The organism is uncultured Lutibacter sp., assembly GCF_947495725.1.
Taxonomy (GTDB): Bacteria; Bacteroidota; Bacteroidia; order Flavobacteriales; family Flavobacteriaceae; genus Lutibacter.
The window spans coordinates 694,544-713,525 of sequence record NZ_CANLZZ010000002.1 but is presented as its reverse complement, the minus strand read 5'-3'; the positions used below and the strand labels follow the sequence as shown (position 1 = coordinate 713,525).

Annotated in this window: 16 protein-coding genes; 3 read left to right on the top strand and 13 right to left on the bottom strand. The window is 31.8% G+C overall.

Annotated elements, in window-relative coordinates; genetic code table 11:
- The first annotated feature begins 386 nt into the window (after nucleotides 1-386).
- On the top strand, nucleotides 387-671 hold the full coding sequence (locus Q0776_RS06495) for a GIY-YIG nuclease family protein (protein ID WP_298366189.1): 285 nt from the start codon (nucleotides 387-389) through the stop codon (nucleotides 669-671).
- A 181-nt stretch (nucleotides 672-852) separates the two neighbouring features.
- On the opposite strand, the gene Q0776_RS06490 is transcribed toward Q0776_RS06495, so the two are convergent.
- From Q0776_RS06490 to rfbA, 8 genes are all read right to left on the bottom strand, one after another.
- Nucleotides 853-1,821: a Gfo/Idh/MocA family oxidoreductase gene (locus tag Q0776_RS06490; protein WP_298366187.1), complete on the bottom strand. Its 969-nt coding sequence runs from the start codon at nucleotides 1,819-1,821 to the stop codon at nucleotides 853-855.
- A gap of 65 nt (nucleotides 1,822-1,886) precedes the next feature.
- On the bottom strand, nucleotides 1,887-2,234 hold the full coding sequence (locus Q0776_RS06485) for a four helix bundle protein (protein ID WP_298366185.1): 348 nt from the start codon (nucleotides 2,232-2,234) through the stop codon (nucleotides 1,887-1,889).
- A gap of 211 nt (nucleotides 2,235-2,445) precedes the next feature.
- Nucleotides 2,446-3,771 (bottom strand): UDP-glucose/GDP-mannose dehydrogenase family protein, encoded by a 1,326-nt coding sequence (locus tag Q0776_RS06480; protein ID WP_298366183.1) that lies wholly within the window; start codon nucleotides 3,769-3,771, stop codon nucleotides 2,446-2,448.
- 1,059 nt (nucleotides 3,772-4,830) lie between these two features.
- Nucleotides 4,831-6,114 (bottom strand): nucleotide sugar dehydrogenase, encoded by a 1,284-nt coding sequence (locus Q0776_RS06475; RefSeq protein ID WP_298366180.1) that lies wholly within the window; start codon nucleotides 6,112-6,114, stop codon nucleotides 4,831-4,833.
- Between the two features lie 83 nt (nucleotides 6,115-6,197).
- The gene (gene rfbB / locus Q0776_RS06470; protein ID WP_298366178.1) at nucleotides 6,198-7,208 is read right to left on the bottom strand and encodes a dTDP-glucose 4,6-dehydratase; all 1,011 of its coding nucleotides are present in this window, start codon (nucleotides 7,206-7,208) and stop codon (nucleotides 6,198-6,200) included.
- Complete coding sequence (gene rfbD / locus Q0776_RS06465; protein ID WP_298366176.1) at nucleotides 7,205-8,071, bottom strand: dTDP-4-dehydrorhamnose reductase; 867 nt, start codon at nucleotides 8,069-8,071, stop codon at nucleotides 7,205-7,207. The genes rfbB and rfbD overlap by 4 nt, the downstream gene beginning before the upstream one ends.
- Nucleotides 8,068-8,634 carry a dTDP-4-dehydrorhamnose 3,5-epimerase gene (gene rfbC, locus Q0776_RS06460; RefSeq protein WP_298366174.1) on the bottom strand — a complete coding sequence of 189 codons (567 nt, stop codon included), beginning with the start codon at nucleotides 8,632-8,634 and terminating at the stop codon, nucleotides 8,068-8,070. Before rfbC ends, rfbD begins: the two co-directional genes overlap by 4 nt.
- A 1-nt stretch (nucleotide 8,635) precedes the next feature.
- On the bottom strand, nucleotides 8,636-9,514 hold the full coding sequence (rfbA, locus tag Q0776_RS06455) for a glucose-1-phosphate thymidylyltransferase RfbA (protein WP_298366172.1): 879 nt from the start codon (nucleotides 9,512-9,514) through the stop codon (nucleotides 8,636-8,638).
- Between the two features lie 272 nt (nucleotides 9,515-9,786).
- On the opposite strand from rfbA, the gene Q0776_RS06450 reads away from it, so the two are divergent.
- The gene (locus Q0776_RS06450; protein ID WP_298366170.1) at nucleotides 9,787-9,936 is read left to right on the top strand and encodes a hypothetical protein; all 150 of its coding nucleotides are present in this window, start codon (nucleotides 9,787-9,789) and stop codon (nucleotides 9,934-9,936) included.
- A gap of 95 nt (nucleotides 9,937-10,031) precedes the next feature.
- Here the strand turns inward: Q0776_RS06450 and Q0776_RS06445 are convergent, their stop codons facing one another.
- From Q0776_RS06445 to Q0776_RS06425, 5 genes are all read right to left on the bottom strand, one after another.
- Nucleotides 10,032-11,006: a type I phosphomannose isomerase catalytic subunit gene (locus tag Q0776_RS06445; RefSeq protein ID WP_298366168.1), complete on the bottom strand. Its 975-nt coding sequence runs from the start codon at nucleotides 11,004-11,006 to the stop codon at nucleotides 10,032-10,034.
- 3 nt (nucleotides 11,007-11,009) lie between these two features.
- On the bottom strand, nucleotides 11,010-12,146 hold the full coding sequence (locus tag Q0776_RS06440) for a glycerate kinase (protein ID WP_298366166.1): 1,137 nt from the start codon (nucleotides 12,144-12,146) through the stop codon (nucleotides 11,010-11,012).
- Nucleotides 12,147-12,164: 18 nt separating this feature from the next.
- Nucleotides 12,165-13,784: a sodium/solute symporter gene (locus tag Q0776_RS06435; protein ID WP_298366164.1), complete on the bottom strand. Its 1,620-nt coding sequence runs from the start codon at nucleotides 13,782-13,784 to the stop codon at nucleotides 12,165-12,167.
- Nucleotides 13,785-13,806: 22 nt separating this feature from the next.
- Nucleotides 13,807-15,117, bottom strand: a complete 1,311-nt coding sequence (locus Q0776_RS06430) for a trehalase family glycosidase (protein WP_298366161.1) — start codon at nucleotides 15,115-15,117, stop codon at nucleotides 13,807-13,809.
- 81 nt (nucleotides 15,118-15,198) lie between these two features.
- The gene (locus tag Q0776_RS06425; protein ID WP_298366158.1) at nucleotides 15,199-17,787 is read right to left on the bottom strand and encodes a TonB-dependent receptor; all 2,589 of its coding nucleotides are present in this window, start codon (nucleotides 17,785-17,787) and stop codon (nucleotides 15,199-15,201) included.
- 130 nt (nucleotides 17,788-17,917) lie between these two features.
- Here Q0776_RS06425 and Q0776_RS06420 point away from each other — a divergent pair, with 130 nt between their 5' ends.
- Nucleotides 17,918-18,979, top strand: coding sequence for a LacI family DNA-binding transcriptional regulator (locus Q0776_RS06420; protein WP_366138963.1), 1,062 nt, complete (start codon nucleotides 17,918-17,920; stop codon nucleotides 18,977-18,979).
- Nucleotides 18,980-18,982: the final 3 nt, after the last annotated feature.

Below are 18,982 nucleotides of genomic sequence, written 5' to 3'. Positions count from 1 at the left end.
TACAACTAATTTTAAAAGTTGTGCAACTATTGAAATTTGTTGTACAACTATTGAGAAAAAGAGCCTTATCCAGAAAACCACCATCATCCCAAACCCAAAAAGCGCTCGTCATCCCGAACTCAAAAACCTCCCGTCATCCCGAACTTGGTTCGGGATCTCATGATATAGCACTAAGCATATTGTTACTAACTATTAATCGAAAGATGCTGAAATAAATTCAGCATGACGGTTGGAACATATACGTCATCCCGAATTTAGTTCGGGATCTCATGATATAGTACTAAGCATTATGTTCCAGACTCAATTTCAAAAGATGCTGAAATAAATTCAGCATGACGGATTAGGAGTCTAAATATTTAGGTTAAATACTGTATCTTCGAGAAGTTATGAAAGAAAGCTTCATTTATATCACTTCAAATAAAAACCGAACTGTTTTATATATAGGTATAACCTCAAATCTTAAAAGGAGAATTGAAGAACATAAAAATGGAAACGGCTCTTATTTCTCTAAAAAATATAATTGCAATGAATTGATTTATTTTGAAAAGTTCACTGATATCAGCTTGGCAATTAAAAGAGAGAAACAGTTGAAAAATTGGCATTCAGATTGGAAATGGAATCTTATTAAAGAATTTAACCCTCAGCTAATAGATTTATATTTTAAAATTTGACTCCTTAATATAACATGATATGCTGAACCATACTTCGACAAGCTCAGTATGACGGTTGGAACAATTAAGTCACTCTGAACCTGTTTCAGAGTCTCACTTAACAGTACTCCAAATATCATAAACATAAGATTATAGTTGCTGGTCCACCATGTCGTGAAAAATGAAACTCTAAAACTACTAGTTATTTCTCAAAAGGATGCTTTGCCAATGGCTTTTTAACAAAAGGGTGAAATTCTCCTTTAGCGCCTATGGGTGCTGCGTGACGAATATTATGTACAATCTCAATTGCTTGTCGTGGTGCTTCCAATCCGTAACCGTTGCCTTTGATAATTTCTTCATAAGAAACCGTGTGTAAATCGGTAAAACCACCACTAAATTCTAATTCTTCTCCTTCAATAGTTATGGATCTATAAGTTCTTTGTCCCTTGGCTTTTATTTCCTCTGGGAGCACATCATAATTGATAGATAAAAACCAACGGACTCTAGCTTTCTCAAATTCCAAATATCCAGCCGAGCGATCGTGTGTATTTACATGTACCACGTTTTGTTTTAAATCTCCAAAAATCCAAGAAAGCATATCGAAAAAATGAACGCCTATATTACTTGCTATTCCGCCTGATTTAGAAACATCTCCTTTCCAGGAAGTATAGTACCAATGTCCTCTAGATGTTAAGTAAGTAAGGTCAACATCGTATATTTTATCTTTTGGGCCGTTTGCAATTTTTTCCTTTAAAGCTATAATACTTGGATGCACTCTTAATTGCAAAATATTATAAATCTTTTTTCCTGACTCCTTTTCAATTTGAGCCAAAGCATCAATATTCCAAGGATTTAACACCAATGGTTTTTCGCAAATAGCATCCGCTCCTTGACGTAAAGCAAATCGGATATGTGCATCGTGTAAATAATTAGGGGTGCAAATACTCACGTAGTCTAATGTTGTATTTTTATCGTGCACCAATTTTGAAATATGACGATCAAAACGCTCAAACTCCGTAAAAAAATCGGCATTTGGAAAATAACTATCTATAATACCAACACTATCAAATTTATCTAATGCTGCCAGTAAATTATTCCCAGTTTCTTTAATAGCTTTCATATGACGTGGCGCTATATAACCACTTGCTCCTATTAATGCGAAGTTTTTCATTCTTTTCAGTTATCAGTTATCAGGTTTGAGTTAAAAGTTACCATATTCTAGAATCCCATATTGAGTTAAATAAATTCCCTTAGTTTTTTTATTAACGAAAGTAACATTTTTCTTATTTCAACAATAATTTCATCATTAAAATTATTCAAATACCCTAATCTGGTTGAGATTAATATTTGAGTTTCTAATTCAGATAGGGAACCAAGGGCAATGTACAAAAAACGTATATATTCTTTTGTCGAATTTCTTGCTGCACCTTCAGCAATATTTGAAGGTACCGATACGGCAGCTCTTCTCATTTGAGAAATCAATCCAAACTTTTCACTATCAGGATAATTAGTACTAAATTCATAAGTTATTTGAACCAAATCCATGGACTTCTTCCAAACGATTAAATCTTTATGACTTTTCATTTTTAAACAATTTTTTCTTTTTCACAACTTTAAAACAACTCAAACTCATCCCTCATAACTCATCCCTCAAAACTCAAACTCATCCCTCAAACCTCAAACCTCATAACTCAAACCTCATCCCTCATAACTCATCCCTCAAACCTCAAACCTCAAACTCATCCCTCAAAACTCATAACTCAAAACTCATAACTCATAACTCACAACTCAGGACTTACTTCTTCCCTATCTGAAAATACTCAAATCCTTTTTCTTCTAAATTAAAAATATTGTATTGGTTTCTACCATCAAAAATCACGGGCGCTTTTAATTGTTTCTTTATTTCATCAAAATCTGGTGAACGAAACTCTTTCCACTCTGTTAATAACAACAAGGCATCGGCATTATTTAAGGCTTCGTATTTAAAATTCACATACTCAATAGCTGTAACATCTTTTAAATAGCACTCTTTTGCTTCTACCATTGCTTTTGGATCATATGCCTGAATTTTAGCTCCTCGTTTAACCAACTCATTAACAATATAAATAGCTGGTGCTTCACGCATATCATCGGTTCCTGGCTTAAAAGCCAATCCCCAAATAGCAAACATTTTACCAGTTAAATCCGCGCCATATTTAGCAACTATTTTGGTGGCAATTACTAATTTTTGTGCATCGTTTACCTCTTCTACAGAAGTTATTAATTTAGCATTGTAATTATGATCTTCGGCAATGCGTTTCAATGCTTTTACATCTTTTGGAAAACAAGAACCACCATAACCACAACCCGGATAAATAAATCCGTATCCAATTCTATTATCTGAACCAATTCCTATACGAACCTGATTGGCATCTGCTCCAACTTTTTCACAAATATTTGCAATTTCATTCATGAACGAAATTTTTGTTGCCAACATAGCATTTGCCGCGTACTTTGTCATTTCAGCAGAACGAATATCCATTGAAATAAAACGTTCGCGAGACATACAAAACGGTGCATATAGTTGTTTCATCTTCTCTAAGGCTGAATCATTTTCAACACCTATAACAACTCTATCTGGCTTCATAAAATCGTTTATTGCAGCACCTTCTTTTAAAAACTCTGGATTTGAAACAATATCAAACTCTAATTTCGAATTTCTTTTATCAAGCTCTTTTTGGATTGTAGCTTTTACTTTATCTGCAGTTCCAACAGGTACGGTAGATTTATCAACTACAATAAGTTTATTCTGCATTAAAGAACCAATGCTTTTAGCTACGCTTAACACATACTGTAAATCGGCCGAACCATCATCTCCCATTGGAGTTCCAACAGCTATAAAAACAATTTCTGCACCAATTAAAGCCTCTTCTAAATTGGTAGTAAATTGCAAAGTGTTACGTTCCATATTTTTTAAAACCATGGTTTCTAATCCTGGTTCAAATATTGGAAGTACTCCTTTTTTTAAATTTTCAATTTTATCCAAATTAGTATCAACGCACGTTACTTTGTTTCCCATTTCAGAAAAACAAGTTCCTGAAACCAATCCTACGTATCCACTTCCAATAACTACTATATTCATATGTTTAAATCTTTATCATAAACCTAACAATACAATTAGGTATTTATTATATTTTGTAATCAGCACTCAAAATTAGTAAAGTTAATTTGAATAGGTAATTTTTAGGGAGAGTTTTTAGTAAATCAAAATATAATTAATGATGGCGTATTAAATTCAAGTTATGCTGATGTCATACTGAGCTTGTCGAAGTATCGTTCTAAAGTTATTCTAATTCGTCATGCTGAATTTATTTCAGCATCTGTCTAATAAGAGTTAGTAATATAATGCTTAGTGCTACATCATGAGATCCCGAACTAAATTCGGGATGACGAGCGATTTTTGAGTTCGTGATGACGTTCGTCTTCCAACCGTCATACTGAGCTTGTCGAAGTATCGTTTTGCAGCTATTCTAATTCGTCATGCTGAAGTTGATCCAATCTAATACGTCTTGCTGAATTTATTTCAGCATCTTTTGATTTTGAGTCCAGAACATAATGCTTAGTGCTATATCATGAGATCCTGAACCAAGTTCAGGATGACGTGCGGTTTTTGAGTTCGTGATGACGTTCGTCTTCCAACCGTCATACTGAGCTTGTCGAAGTATCGTTTTGCAGCTATTCTAATTCGTCATGCTGAAGTTGATCCAATCTAATTCGTCATGGGGAACTTGGTTCCGAATCAATTCTAATTCGTCATGCTGAATTTATTTCAGCATCTTTTATTAAATAGTTGCGAGCAAAATGCTTTGTTCTATATCATAAGATCCCGAACTAAATTCGGGATGACGAGCGATTTTTGAGTTCGTGATGACGTTCGTCTTCCAACCGTCATACTGAGCTTGTCGAAGTATCGTTTTGTCGTTATTCTAATTCGTCATGCTGAAGTTGATCCAATCTAATACGTCATGCTGAATTTATTTCAGCATCTTTCGATTAATAGTTAGTAGCATAATGCTTAGTGCTATATCATGAGATCCTGAACCAAGTTCAGGATGACGTACAGTTTTTGAGTTCGCGATGACGTACAGTTTTTAAATTTGGGATGACGTGCGGTTTTTAAGTTCGGGATAACATAGGCTCTTTAAAGCTTCCCTTGAACCTCACATTTTAAGAAACCTTTTACATCATAAATAATTCCTTTCGGATTTACATGTTTGCTAAAATCAATTTCTAAAAATTCTTTATGAGACACCGCCAGTACAATTCCATCGTATTTATTTTGAGGCATATTTCTAACCGTTTCAATTCCATACTCTTCTTTCACTTCAGCAATAGTAGCCCAAGGATCAAAAACAGTAACCTCTGTTCCAAACTCTTTTAAATTTTGAATGACATCTACAACTTTTGTATTTCTAACATCGGGACAATTCTCTTTAAATGTAATTCCTAACACCAAAATACGAGCGCCTTTTACTTTTACATCCTGTTGCACCAATAGCTTCACTACTTCAGCAGCTACATAATTACCCATACTATCATTCATTCTTCTACCAGCTAAAATTATCTCGGGATGATAACCAACTTCTTGCGCTTTTTGAGCTAAATAATAAGGATCAACACCAATACAATGACCTCCTACAAGTCCTGGTTTAAATGGTAAAAAATTCCATTTTGTTCCTGCTGCTTCCAATACCGCATTGGTATCGATATTTAATAAATTGAAAATTTTTGCCAATTCATTAACAAACGCAATATTGATATCTCGTTGCGAATTTTCAATTACTTTCGCAGCTTCAGCAACTTTAATTGAAGGTGCTAAATGCGTTCCTGCTATAATTACAGATTGATATAAGTTGTTTACTTTTTGACCTACTTCGGGAGTAGAACCTGCAGTTACTTTTAATATTTTTTCAACTGTATGCTCTTTGTCTCCTGGATTTATTCTTTCTGGAGAATAACCTGCAAAAAAATCTTTGTTGTAAACTAATCCGGAAACTTTTTCTAAAATGGGTATGCACACCTCTTCGGTTGCGCCTGGATAAACTGTTGACTCATAAATTACAATATCACCTTTTTTTAAAACACTTCCAACAGTTTCACTCGACTTTATTAAAGGTGTTAAATCGGGCTTATTATTTTTATCTACCGGAGTAGGAACCGTAACTATATAATAATTGCAATCATTAATTGACTCTAATGATGCAGTACAATACAAGCCAACCTTTTTATCTGAACTTTCTTTTAATACAACTTGTAATACATCACTTTCAACTTCAAGGGTAGAATCAATTCCTTTTTGAAGTTGAGCAACACGTTCTTGATTTATATCAAATCCAACCACATTATATTTAGTTGCAAATAACCGTGCTAATGGCAATCCAACATACCCTAAACCAATTATTGCTATTTTTGTTTCTTCTGTCATTCTGTTTATTCCTTGAATTGATTTTCTATTTTAATCTTGGTTCTTAGTCCTAGTTCCTAGTTCTTAGTTTTTAGTTCTTAGTTTTAACCTTTATACTTTTCTATATACCACTTAACAGTTTTTAAAATTCCAGTCTCAAAATTTTCAGCTGCCTTCCAACCTAAATCATTTTCAATTTTACTGGCATCAATAGCGTATCTGTAATCGTGTCCTGCACGGTCTTCAACAAATGTAATTTGCTCTTTATAACTTGTTTCTTTTGGCACTAACTCATCTAAAAGTTCGCATATTTTTGCTGCTATATAATTATTGGTACGCTCATTTTTTCCTCCAATATTATAAACGCCTCCTTTTTCACCATTGTCATAAACCAAATCAATTCCCTTGCAATGATCTAATACATATAACCAATCTCTTATATTTTTACCATCTCCATAAATTGGAATTTGGGCTCCGGAAAGCGCTTTTCTTATAACTGTTGGAATCAACTTTTCATCGTGCTGCTTTGGTCCATAATTGTTAGAACAATTGGTTATCACAGTATTTAATCCATATGTATGAAAATAACTTCGTACAATTAAATCACTACTTGCTTTTGAAGCACTGTAAGGCGAATTTGGCGCGTACGGCGTACTTTCAGTAAACAAACCTGTTTCTCCTAAAGTACCATAAACCTCATCGGTTGAAACATGTAAAAATCGTGCGTCCTCAAATCCGTTTTTATATACAAATGGTTTTTCCATCCAATATTTATAAGCTACATCCAATAGTGTAAATGTTCCTTTTACATTGGTTTTTATAAAAATATCTGGTTCGCTAATAGAATTATCCACATGCGATTCGGCGGCTAAATGAATAACACCATGAATGATGTAATGTTGAAAAACACGCTCCATTAAATCACGATCACAAATATTTCCATTTACAAAAGTGAAATTCTTGGCATCTTTTACGGCATCTAAATTTTCAATATTCCCTGCGTATGTTAAAGAATCAACTACTACAATTTTAAATTTCGGATATTTATTTACTAAATACTCAACTAAGTTCGATCCTATAAAACCTGCTCCTCCTGTTACTAATATTGAATTCATTTTGTATTGATTTTAATTAAACAATTATGTAAAGATTCTTCCCAACTTGGAATTTGAATGTTAAACACTTTTTGAATTTTATGCGTATCTAAAATACTAAATTTAGGTCGTTTTGCCTTCGTTTTAAATTCTTTTGATGAAACCGGTTTAATATCGCAAGTTTCGTTTGAAAATGCTAAAATTTCTTTGGCAAATTGAAACCAACTGCAAGTTCCTATATTAGAATAATGAAAAATTTCTACTCTGTCATTATTTAAATTTGGAATTATATTAAAAATAGCACTTGCCAAATCTTTTGCATTTGTTGGCGACCCTACTTGATCTGAAACCACATTTAATAGATCTTTCTCTTTAAATAACCTCAACATCGTTTTTACAAAATTTGATCCAAAGACAGAATACAACCAAGATGTTCTAATGATTATTGAATTTTTTGGATTGATTTTTAACAATGCCTCTTCTCCTTTTAATTTACTCAATCCATAATTATTTATAGGATTGGTAGTCGCTGTTTCTAAATAAGGAGTTTTAGACTCGCCATCAAAAACATAATCGGTAGAAATGTGAATTAATTTAATGGATTTCTCTTTTGAAATTGTTGCTAAATTTTCTACCGCCTTATGATTGATACTGTTCGACAATTCCCATTCATCTTCTGCTTTATCCACATTTGTATAAGCGGCACAATTGATTATTATATGAATAGCATGTTTGTTTACAAAATTTTCAACTGCTGTTTTGTTGGTAATATCCAACTCATTATAATCTGTAAAATAAAACTTATAAATAGATGTTTCCTCTGATATAAGCTTAATTTCTGAGCCTAATTGCCCGTTTGCACCAGTTACTAAAACCTGTATCATTTGTTAAAATTTGGTTCAAACAAATCGGCCTCCTTAAATGTTGGTTGCAGCTTATCTTTTTCTGAAATTATTAAGGAATCGGTTGGCAATTTCCAATCAATACATAAATCTGTATCATTAAATAAAATTCCTCGTTCAGATTCTTTATTGTAGTAATTATCAACTTTATAGCAGAATATGGTATCATCGGCTAAAGTTATATAACCATGAGCAAATCCCTTTGGTATAAATAACTGGTATTTATTTTCTTCATTCAGTTCAACTACAACTTTTTTACCAAAAGTTTTTGAACCTTTTCTAATATCAACAATCACATCTAACACGGCTCCTTTTATTACTCTAACCAACTTTGATTGTGCAAATGGAGGTAATTGATAATGAAGACCTCTTAACACATTTGCCGATGACTTGGCTTCATTATCTTGACAAAAATCGATTGATTTTCCAATAAACTTTTCAAAATTTTCTTTTTTGAAGGCCTCGTAAAAATAACCACGATCATCTTCAAATACTCTTGGTTTACATAGAATTACTTCTGGTATTGCTGTTTTAATATATTCCAACCTATTTCGAATTAGCGATTCTTAATAAATAGTTTCCGTAGCTATTGTTTTTATACTCATCGGCCAAAACCAAAAGTTGCTGCTTATTAATATAGCCCATTTCATAGGCAATTTCTTCAATACAAGCAATTTTAAGTCCTTGACGTTTTTCTATTGTTTGAATAAAATTTGAAGCCTCTAATAAGGAGTCTTCAGTTCCAGTATCTAACCAAGCATAACCCCTTCCTAACAATTCCATTTTTAATTTATTTTGCTCCAAATACGTTTGATTTACAGTAGTAATTTCGAGCTCTCCACGCTTACTTGGTTTAATATTTTTGGCAATTTTAATCACACTATTTGGGTAAAAATACAATCCAACAACGGCATAATTACTTTTAGGAATTTCGGGTTTTTCTTCTATACTTAGAACATTTTTATCTTTATCGAATTCGGCAACTCCATAACGTGCAGGATCCTGAACATAATATCCAAAAATTGCCGCCTTTTTCTCATTTGCAACCACCGAAAGTGCATCTTTCAATCGTTTCTCAATACCAGCTCCATAAAAAATATTATCTCCTAAAATTAAACTAACATCGTCATCACCAATAAAATCTTCACCTAAAATAAAAGCTTGCGCCAAACCATCTGGCGAAGGCTGTTCTATATAGGAAAACTTCATTCCAATGGATGCTCCATCTCCTAATAATTTTTTAAAATTTGGTAAATCTTGTGGTGTAGAAATAATCAACACTTCTCGTATACCCGAAAGCATTAATATTGATAGCGGGTAATAAATCATGGGCTTATCGTAAATTGCCAATAATTGTTTGGATGTTCCTTTTGTAATTGGATATAAACGAGTGCCTGATCCGCCAGCTAAAATAATTCCTTTCATAGTAAGGTTTGAGTTCTAGATTTAAGCAAAAATAACTATTTAATATTGAATAACAATTGAATTGACATAAGTATCATTTTATACAAAACTCGCGATTGATAGCATTGTATAAAAAATAAGGAATTCACCTACAAATTTATTGAATACACACACTAAATGGATGGTTTTAACATATAAAATACACGATTTATCTAATAAATGGTAATTTTCTTGTTTTACTAAAACATTTTTTATAGTTTTAGATTATAATATGAACCCCAAATTCTTTTATTATGAATTCGATATCAAAAATTATTTCATTTTCAACTGAAGGAGTAAACCAAACTGCTTTAAGAGATTACAAAACTTATTTAGATCATTATTCATTAAAAAATTTAGACCCCATGTCTTTTGATGAGTTTTTAGAAAATTATATAGGCTAACAATTTACCCAATTATAAAAGTGGAAAAAATATTTGATTCAAAAAAAAAGCATCTTTTCAGATGCTTTTTTTAATTACAATTAACTTAACTAACTCTATAAAAAAACTTCTAGCACATGGGCCTCTTCACCTGCGCTAATTTTTACTTGTTCTGTTACCGCAGGAAACAACAAACATTGCCCTTTTTGTAACGTTTCTTTATTGCTATTACTACTAATTTCCATAGATCCTTTTACGCATATATAAATTACAAAAGAATCAACCGAAGCATAATCGAGCTCGGTATTTCCATTGAATTTTATAAAATTGGTTTTAAAGTATGGACTATGCACCAATTTATTTGAAACATTTTCTTTCTTAGTATAAAGACTTTTATATTCTTCTTGTACACTAAAATCAATTACATCCAATGCCATATCAACATGTAAATCTCTCTTTTTACCTGTTTTAGAATCCACACGATTGTAATCGTATATTCTATAAGTAATATCTGATGTTTGCTGTATTTCGGCTAACAAAACTCCTGCTCCAATTGCGTGTACTCTTCCAGTTGGAATGTAATATGTATCTCCTTCAGCAACCTTTTCATGATGTAATACATCTAACAAAGTATTATTTTCAATGTGTGTTTGATAGGCGCTTTTTTCAATTTCTTTTTCAAAACCAACAATTAACTCAGCATCTTTATCGGCATCCATTACATACCACATTTCATTTTTACCAAATGAATTATGACGTTGTTTTGAAGTTTCATTATCTGGATGTACTTGAATGGATAATGGCGTTTTAGCATCTATAAACTTAATTAATAAGGGAAAATCATTCCCAAAAGATGCATATACTTTTTTACCAACAAATTCACCCTTAAACTTCTCAATTAATTGTTTTAAACTCAACCCTTTCAGCGCTCCATTTTGCACTAAAGTTTCATTATTTTCCACATCAGAAATCTCCCAAGATTCGCCAATTGAATCGTCATTATAATCTTTATTTAAAACAGTTTTTAATTTATCACCACCCCAAATACGATAGTTAAACTGTGGCGAAAATTTTAAAGGATATAGTTCCATAAATTATTTAATTTTTAAATGGTTCTGAAAATTTGTAACAACCTCGGTAGCAATATTCTTAACAAATGTTGCTGCATTTTTAATTGCATCTTCAAAAGTAACATTTAAATCCATAATTGAATTAATTGAAACTGGATTTATAGATTTTTCAATAACATTTTTATCTTTTACAATACCCGCAATTATAGCAAATGGAATATTTTTTTCTTTTGCAACATCACTTACACCTTTAATTACTTTTCCTTCTAAAGTTTGTTTGTCTGCACTTCCCTCTCCTGTAATAATTAAATCTGCATTTTTTAAAACATCTCTAAATTTTGTTTGCTCCAACACAAAATCAATTCCCGATTGCATTTTTGCATTTAAAAAACAAACTGCTCCAGCACCTAAACCACCAGCTGCACCACCTCCTTCAATACTTTCTACAGATCTAAACAAATGTTCATGAACCTTAGAACCAAAATTCATTAATCCTAAATCTAAATTGTAAATTTCATCATCCGATGCTCCTTTTTGCTTTCCATATACATAGGCAGCTCCATTTGGTCCAAATAATAAGTTTTTAACATCACAAACTACCGTAAATTTAACTTTCTTAAAGTTTATCTTAACTTCACTATCATCAATTTTTGCAATTCGTATCAATTCACTTCCAATAGGATTTATAGGTTCGTTATCTACATCTAAAAACTGATATCCTAAAGCAGATGCCATTCCAATTCCTGCATCATTTGTTGCGCTTCCTCCAATAAATAAAATAATTTCATTTGCTCCTTTGTCTATAGCGTCTGCTATCAGCTCGCCAGTTCCAAAGGTGCTTGTATGATAACAATTCTGGTCTTCTTTTTTTAATAACTGCAATCCAGAAGCATTTGCCATTTCAATAAAAGCTGTGTTGCCTGAAATCATATAAGCAGCATCAATACTTCTAAATAAAGGGTCTTTTACTTTTATTGTAATTATTTCTAAAGGAAAATAATTTTGAAGAATATCGAGCGTACCTTCACCTCCATCTGCCAAAGGGTGTTTAACAGTTTCAATAGTTGAATCGAATTGTTTTATTCCTTTTTCAATAGCATCACATACTTGAGAAGCCGACAAGGATCCTTTAAATTTATCTGGTGCAATTACTACTTTCATATTCTAAACTTTTTAAAATTATGCCATTTGTAAAATAGATGGTAAGAAATAACTAAAAACCAAAATTGCTATAAAAAACAGACTTAAAATTAATACTTCTTTAGATAAAAAATCTTCTTTTTTAAGTGAAAACTCTATAATTAATCGATCTTTCGTTTTGGCTTTATAAATTTCACTAACTACTAAGGCAATTACTGTTGTAATTAAAAAACCAGTTAGGTTAAACCAAATCCAAAAAATATTATCAAAATTTATTTTTATCAGCACATTTATTAATACACCTCCAATAATACCAGCATTCATTCCAATATGGTTTACTCTTTTAACTAGAATTGCCAAAACAAACGTGGCTAAAATAGGCCCGTAAAATTGTGATGATATTATATTAATCAATTCAATTACAGTTCCTTTACTCCCACCAAATAAATATGCTGCGGCAATACAAACTACACCCCAAAAAATTACTGAAATTTTTGAATACTGCATGTATTTAGCAATAGTTAATTTTTTTGTTCCTCTGTTAAAAATATCTTCAACACTTACCGCACCTAACGAATTTATAGTAGAACTTAATGAAGACATTGCTGCAGATAAAATACCCACAATTAATATTCCTATTAAGCCATGTGGTAAGTATTTGGTAATAAATACAGGAATCATTAAATCTGGTTTAATTCCGTTAGTTAAATATTGTTCTGGGTAATGCACTTTGGTCATTTCTGTAATATCGGCTAAAAAATCGGGTGTTAAAGTTACCAAGGCACCAATAATTAAGCCCATTACCGAATACACCAACACTACAGGAAAACGCAACAATCCATTTGCTAATAATAATTTTTTAATAGTTCCTTCATTCTTGGCAGACATTAATCGTTGTGCTTGTGTTTGATCGGTTCCATAATATGAAAGGTATAAAAACAACCCTCCTAAAACCATAGGCCAAAAACCAAATTCACCACCATCCAAACCATAATTTGAAAATTCTATTACGTTTAACCTTTCAGGTGCAAAACCTGTAAATTCAGGATTATCTTGCAACATATTCCAGCCGTAAACCATACAAATAATTAAACCAAAAAACAGAATAATCATTTGAATAGCATCACCCCAAACAACTGCCTTCATTCCGCCTTGGTAGGAATAAATTAATGTAATAACACTTATTATTAAGATAGTCCAATGAAAACTAATATTTAAAACAGCTTGTAAAATCATAGCAATGGTATACACCATTACACCAGTTGCCAGCGACCTGCTTATTTGAAAAACAATACTTAAAATAATTCTTGTTGAAGTTGAAAAACGTTTTTCAACGTATTCATAAATACTTACAATATTTGCTCTATATAATGGAGGAATAATAATTAGCATGATTCCAATCATTGCCAAAGGAACGGCAAATTCGAAAGTAAGCCATTTCATTCCTCCATTTTGCGCTAAACCAACAAATGCCGGAGCAGAAATAAAACTAATAGCAGATAATTGAGTTGCCATAGTTGAAAGACTTAAAGGGAACCAACCCATATCTTGTCCACCTAAAAAATAATCTTTGGCATTTTTATTTTCTTTAAAAAAATATCCCAATCCCAAAAAACCAATTGAATATGCAATAACTATTAAATAATCTAACCAATTCATACTAGTAGTTTTTTTGTTAAAATTAATTATTTATTAAATCAATAAGTAAGGCAGCACTCCAAGAAAAATTTCCACCACCATAACCTCCTTTTTCAGTTTCATAAACCGATTTTCGAGCGTCGAAATATTCATAAAAACCTGCTTTTTCAATTAATTCAATGCTATCTGATTTTACTCTTTCGGCAATTTCTAAATAGCCATAATCTAATAATCCAAAATACAACATCCAGTTTAAATTAATCCAAACAGGACCTCTCCAATATTTTTTTGGATTAAACCTTTCACTCTCTGGATCGAAAGATGCGCATAAATACATATCATCTGCCCCAAATTTATTCATCATGGTATCCACCAAAGTTTTAGCCTGTTCCTTAGTTGGAATACCCGCAAACAACGGAGAAAAAGAAGAAGAACTTACAAAACGAAGTGGTTTTTCATTTCTTAAATCATAATGCACATAAGCGCCCAATTCTTTATCATATAATTTTGAATTAAATGAGGAAATACTTTTTGTTTGCCATTGCTGAAGTTGCTCAATTTTATCTTCATTATTTCCAATAATCTTATACAATGCAATTAACGATTCATTCGATTTAATTAACATTGAATTAAATAAAGGATCTTGAACTAAAAAAGGTGACAATTCAGCGATCTTCTCATCTGAATAATTATGTTGTTTTGCAATTTCAATAATATGTAAATAGTGATCGTATTCTCTTTTTGATGGTCTTTGAGAAGGATCCACTAAATTAGTATCGCGTCGCGTAAACTCATATTCAGGAGGATTCATTGTTGCCCAAATATCATCCCAAATTGGAGAGTTATCTGTTCCAGATTCCCAGTTATGATAAATATATACCAACCCTTCATTTTGGGGGTCTCTATTTTCGTAAAAATATTTATGATTTAAATATACTTTATCAATATTATTCTCTATAAATGCTTTAACATCTTTTTTATTTTCAGCTATATCGTAAATCATCTCCATTGCAAATCCGGTAACAGGCGGCTGTGTCATTCCTGTTGAAGGATAGTCTTTATTTGATAATGGATGTAATTTCGAAAGGTGAAAATCTTTACCAGGAAAATAGGTATCACTCTCCACATGGAATACAATATGTGGAATAAAACCATTACCCCATTGAGCGTTTAAAAGAGTTTCTATTTCTTGTTTTGCTTTGTCTAAATCATAATGAGCAAAACCTATTGCTATAAATCCTGAATCCCATTTCCACTGAAAGGGATACAGTCCTTTACACGGAATTGAATATCCTTTCTCTTGAAAATTATTATTTAAAACAATTTTAGCGTCATTTATTAAGTCCTTATTCATAATTGAAAGGTTTTGATATTTAAAAGAATGCATTAACATTAAACTATTAATGCATTCTTATTTATAAATTAGGGTTGAATTTTAAAAATTAAATGTAGCATTTAAAAATACTCTTGTAGGCAACACTGGTCTTCCAACAAAAAAGTCTTCTTCTGTTTGACTATTGTTAAGTCTTGGAGAACCTTCTGTAATTCCCTCATCGTTAAATAAGTTAAAAACTTGCATTCCTAAACGTACTGTTTCATCACCTTCTCCAACAGCAAATGTATATCCAACATTTAAATTTGCGATACCAATTGCATCCAATTCTATGGAGTTAGAATCGTTAGAGAATTTTTTACCAGTATAATTATAAACTAAACTACCATCGAAAACTTGATTATCATAATCTAAACCAAAAGACGATACAACATTAGGTTGTCTTCTTAATTCATTACCTTCAAATTCTGGATTGCTTTCCGATTTGCTAATTTCATGGTCTTGGAACGTAAAAGATCCATTAAAGTTAAATTCATCAGAAATTCTATATTTCCAAGTTGTTTCAAGTCCAATAGTTTTGGTGTCTTGTGTATCAACTTCTTCGGTAACTCCTCCAGACCCATTATTAACAAAACTTACAGATCTTCGATCTTTTAAACTTACTGCATAAAGTGCTGCTGTACCAGAAAACTTATCTTTACCGTACTTAACACCTAATTCTCCTTGAATTATTTTTTCAGTATCGTAACTATTTGGGTTTCCAAAAGAATCAAATTTAGTACCTCTAAGTTCTGGGAAGAAATACCCTCTTGAAAAGTTTCCATATGCACTTAAATTATCGTTTACTTTATAAAGACCAGCCAATGCTACTGCAAAATCATCGGCAGAAACGTGTCCACGAGTCCAAGTTCCATTTCCCCATTTTACATTATCTAAATTTGCAATACCAGTATTGTCAACAGTATAGGTATCTGAACCTTCATTTTCAATATCTCCAGATGCTCTTTCGTAACGAATACCAAAGTCTAAATTCCATCTATCAAGTTTTATTTCATCAGCAATAAAAACAGCTATTTTGTTACTATTTATATTTCTGTTTGTATAAGAAGTTCCTCTGTTAGTAACACCATTTACAGTATATCCCGAAAGATTTACCAACTCTGGTCTGTCATTATATTCTCCTAAATAATTAGTAATAACATTAAAATCTCCTGCTTTAGATCTAGAAATAAAAGAACCTAAAGTAATATTATGTTCACCTGCAGTTTTAGTTATTTTAAAATCTGCCATTAATTCTGTTAAAGGTCTGTTTCTATCTAAAATTCTATTTTCAAATAACAATGCATTTGCTGGCAAAGCTTGTCCGTTTAACAAAGTAAAACTTCCACTAGTTAAACCTCTTGCTGCTAAATACTCTGCTTGTGTTTCAACTGCTTTCGCTCCTCCAACTCCACTTCCATCTAAAAATAGATTGAATTGATGCTTATATCTTGAATATCTTAATTTAGCATCTAATTTTAAATCATCAGAAAAATTATGTTTAAAGTTGGTTAAAAAATAACCACCTTTTGTAACAACACCATCTTCTATTGGAGAATTATAAATTCCGTCTGGTGTTGCATATGATATATCTGAAGCTGCCGCAGTTTGTAATGTAAATATTTCTTCCCCATCATTTCCTATAGGACGGTTACGAGTTCCACCTTCTAAAGGATAAGGTAAAAAGAATTGTACATTGTCATCTATAAATTGACCAGAGAATGTAACAGAACCTTTATCCGTAACATGCTTAATATTACCTCTTAATTGAAAACCTTCTGTTGCCAATCCAGTTTTTAAAGGACCTTCATCATATCTGTAAAAACCAGAAAGTGCATAATAAGTATTCGAATCTTCTCCTCCTAAAGGACCGCTTGTAAGAAAATCGGCTTTGTATCTCGAATTGGAAGCAATTTCTGTTCTTATAACATTTTTAGGAGTATCGCTACCTGTAACACTTGTATAGTTAATAATACCTGCAACCGATCCAACACCATATAAAATTGAAGAACCTCCACGAACAAATTCTAAACTTTTTACTCCAATGTCATTTCTAAAATAAACATCATGCGCCGAAGAGTTTAAACCAAAGGTACTTAAAACAGGCATTCCATCTATTTGCAAAGGGTTAAATTGATATTGTCCTCCAGAAGGTAAACCTCTTACAAAAATGTTAGATGCTACTTCACCTCCACCACCTTCAGCGGTAATTCCCGGTACGCTTCTTAAAACATCGGCCTGACTACTTGTATTGGTTTTGGATAATTCTTTAGCTCCAAATGAAGTAATAGATAAAGGTGTTTCTTTTTGAGAACGTTTTGTAGATGTTCCTGTTAAAACAACGGCATCTAAACTTTGAACACTTTCAACTAAGGTAAAGTTTACTATTACATTTTTTGATAAATCTACTTTTTTAGCTTGCGTAGTAAAACCAATAAATAGTACTTTTAATTCATGCATACCCGATAATTGCGTATTAATTTCAAAATTTCCATCGAAATCAGTTGTTGCTCCTACCTCTGTTCCAGTTACTATAATATTAGCGCCAGGTATTGGGTTATTAAATTGATCAACTACTTTACCAGAAATGGTAGATTGTGAAAATGCATATGCTCCAATTAAACATAAACAAATGGTTAAAATATTTTTCATAAGATTAAAATTAGGTTAATAGTTTTTAATTCTGACGTGAAATTAGAACACAAATGAGGTAATATAGATTAAAAAAGAACCAAAAACTTCCGCAAACGTTTCCGCAAACGTTTGCAATTGAGTTTTTTTTATTATAAATTCCCAAAATATTGTTAATAATTTGGAAATGACGAAAAAAAACGTAATTACATTAAAAGAAATAGCTAAAGAATTAGGTGTTTCAATTTCAACTGTTTCTAGAGCACTAAATGATCATCCCGATATAAGTGTGGAAACAAAAGAAAAAGTTGCTTCGTTAGCTAAAAACTTAAATTATATTCCCAATTTATTTGCAAAAGGATTTAGAGCCCATAAAACCAATATAATTGGAGTAATTGTTCCGGATATTGGACATTATTTTACTTCTACAGTATTAAAAGGAATTATGCGAGAAGCAGAAATACACGGCTATAAAGTTATTGTATCGGAATCTATAAACAACGAAAAAAGACAAGCAGAAATGCTCCAAACAATGATTCAGTTTGGTGTTGATGGCATTTTACTTTCGCTATCCAGAACTACTATAAGTGTAGATAGCGTTTTAAAAACCTTAGAAAATGTACCATTATTATTATTTGATAAAGTATCATTAAAAGTTCCTTGTACTCAAGTAATTATTGATGATGAAGAAGCCGCTTTTAGCGCAGTTGAACATTTAATACAAACCGGAAAAAAAAGAATCGCCATAATAAAAGAAACCGAAGATTCATACAATTCTAAAATGAGGTATTTAGGTTACCTACGAGCTTTGAGAACCTATAATATTGAAATTGACGAAAGCATTATTTTAAGTTCTGAAAACATTTCTATGCAAAATGGAAAAAGACTTACCAATCAATTATTAAGTATGAAAGTTAAACCCGATGCTATTTTCGCTATAACCGATAGTGCCGCCATTGGAGCCATTAAATCTTTAAAAAGAAGTAAGATTAAAATTCCACAACAAATTGCAGTGGTTGGCTTTAGCAATTCGAACAGCTCTATAGTTATAGAACCTAAATTAACAACCATTGATCAACCGGGTAACAAAATTGGTGTAGTTGCTGCTCAATATTTAATAAAGGAAATGAATGCAACTACACAACTGGAGCCCAAAACAATTGTTATTAAAACCAATTTAATAGTTAGAGACTCTTCATTTAATCCAAATTAATAG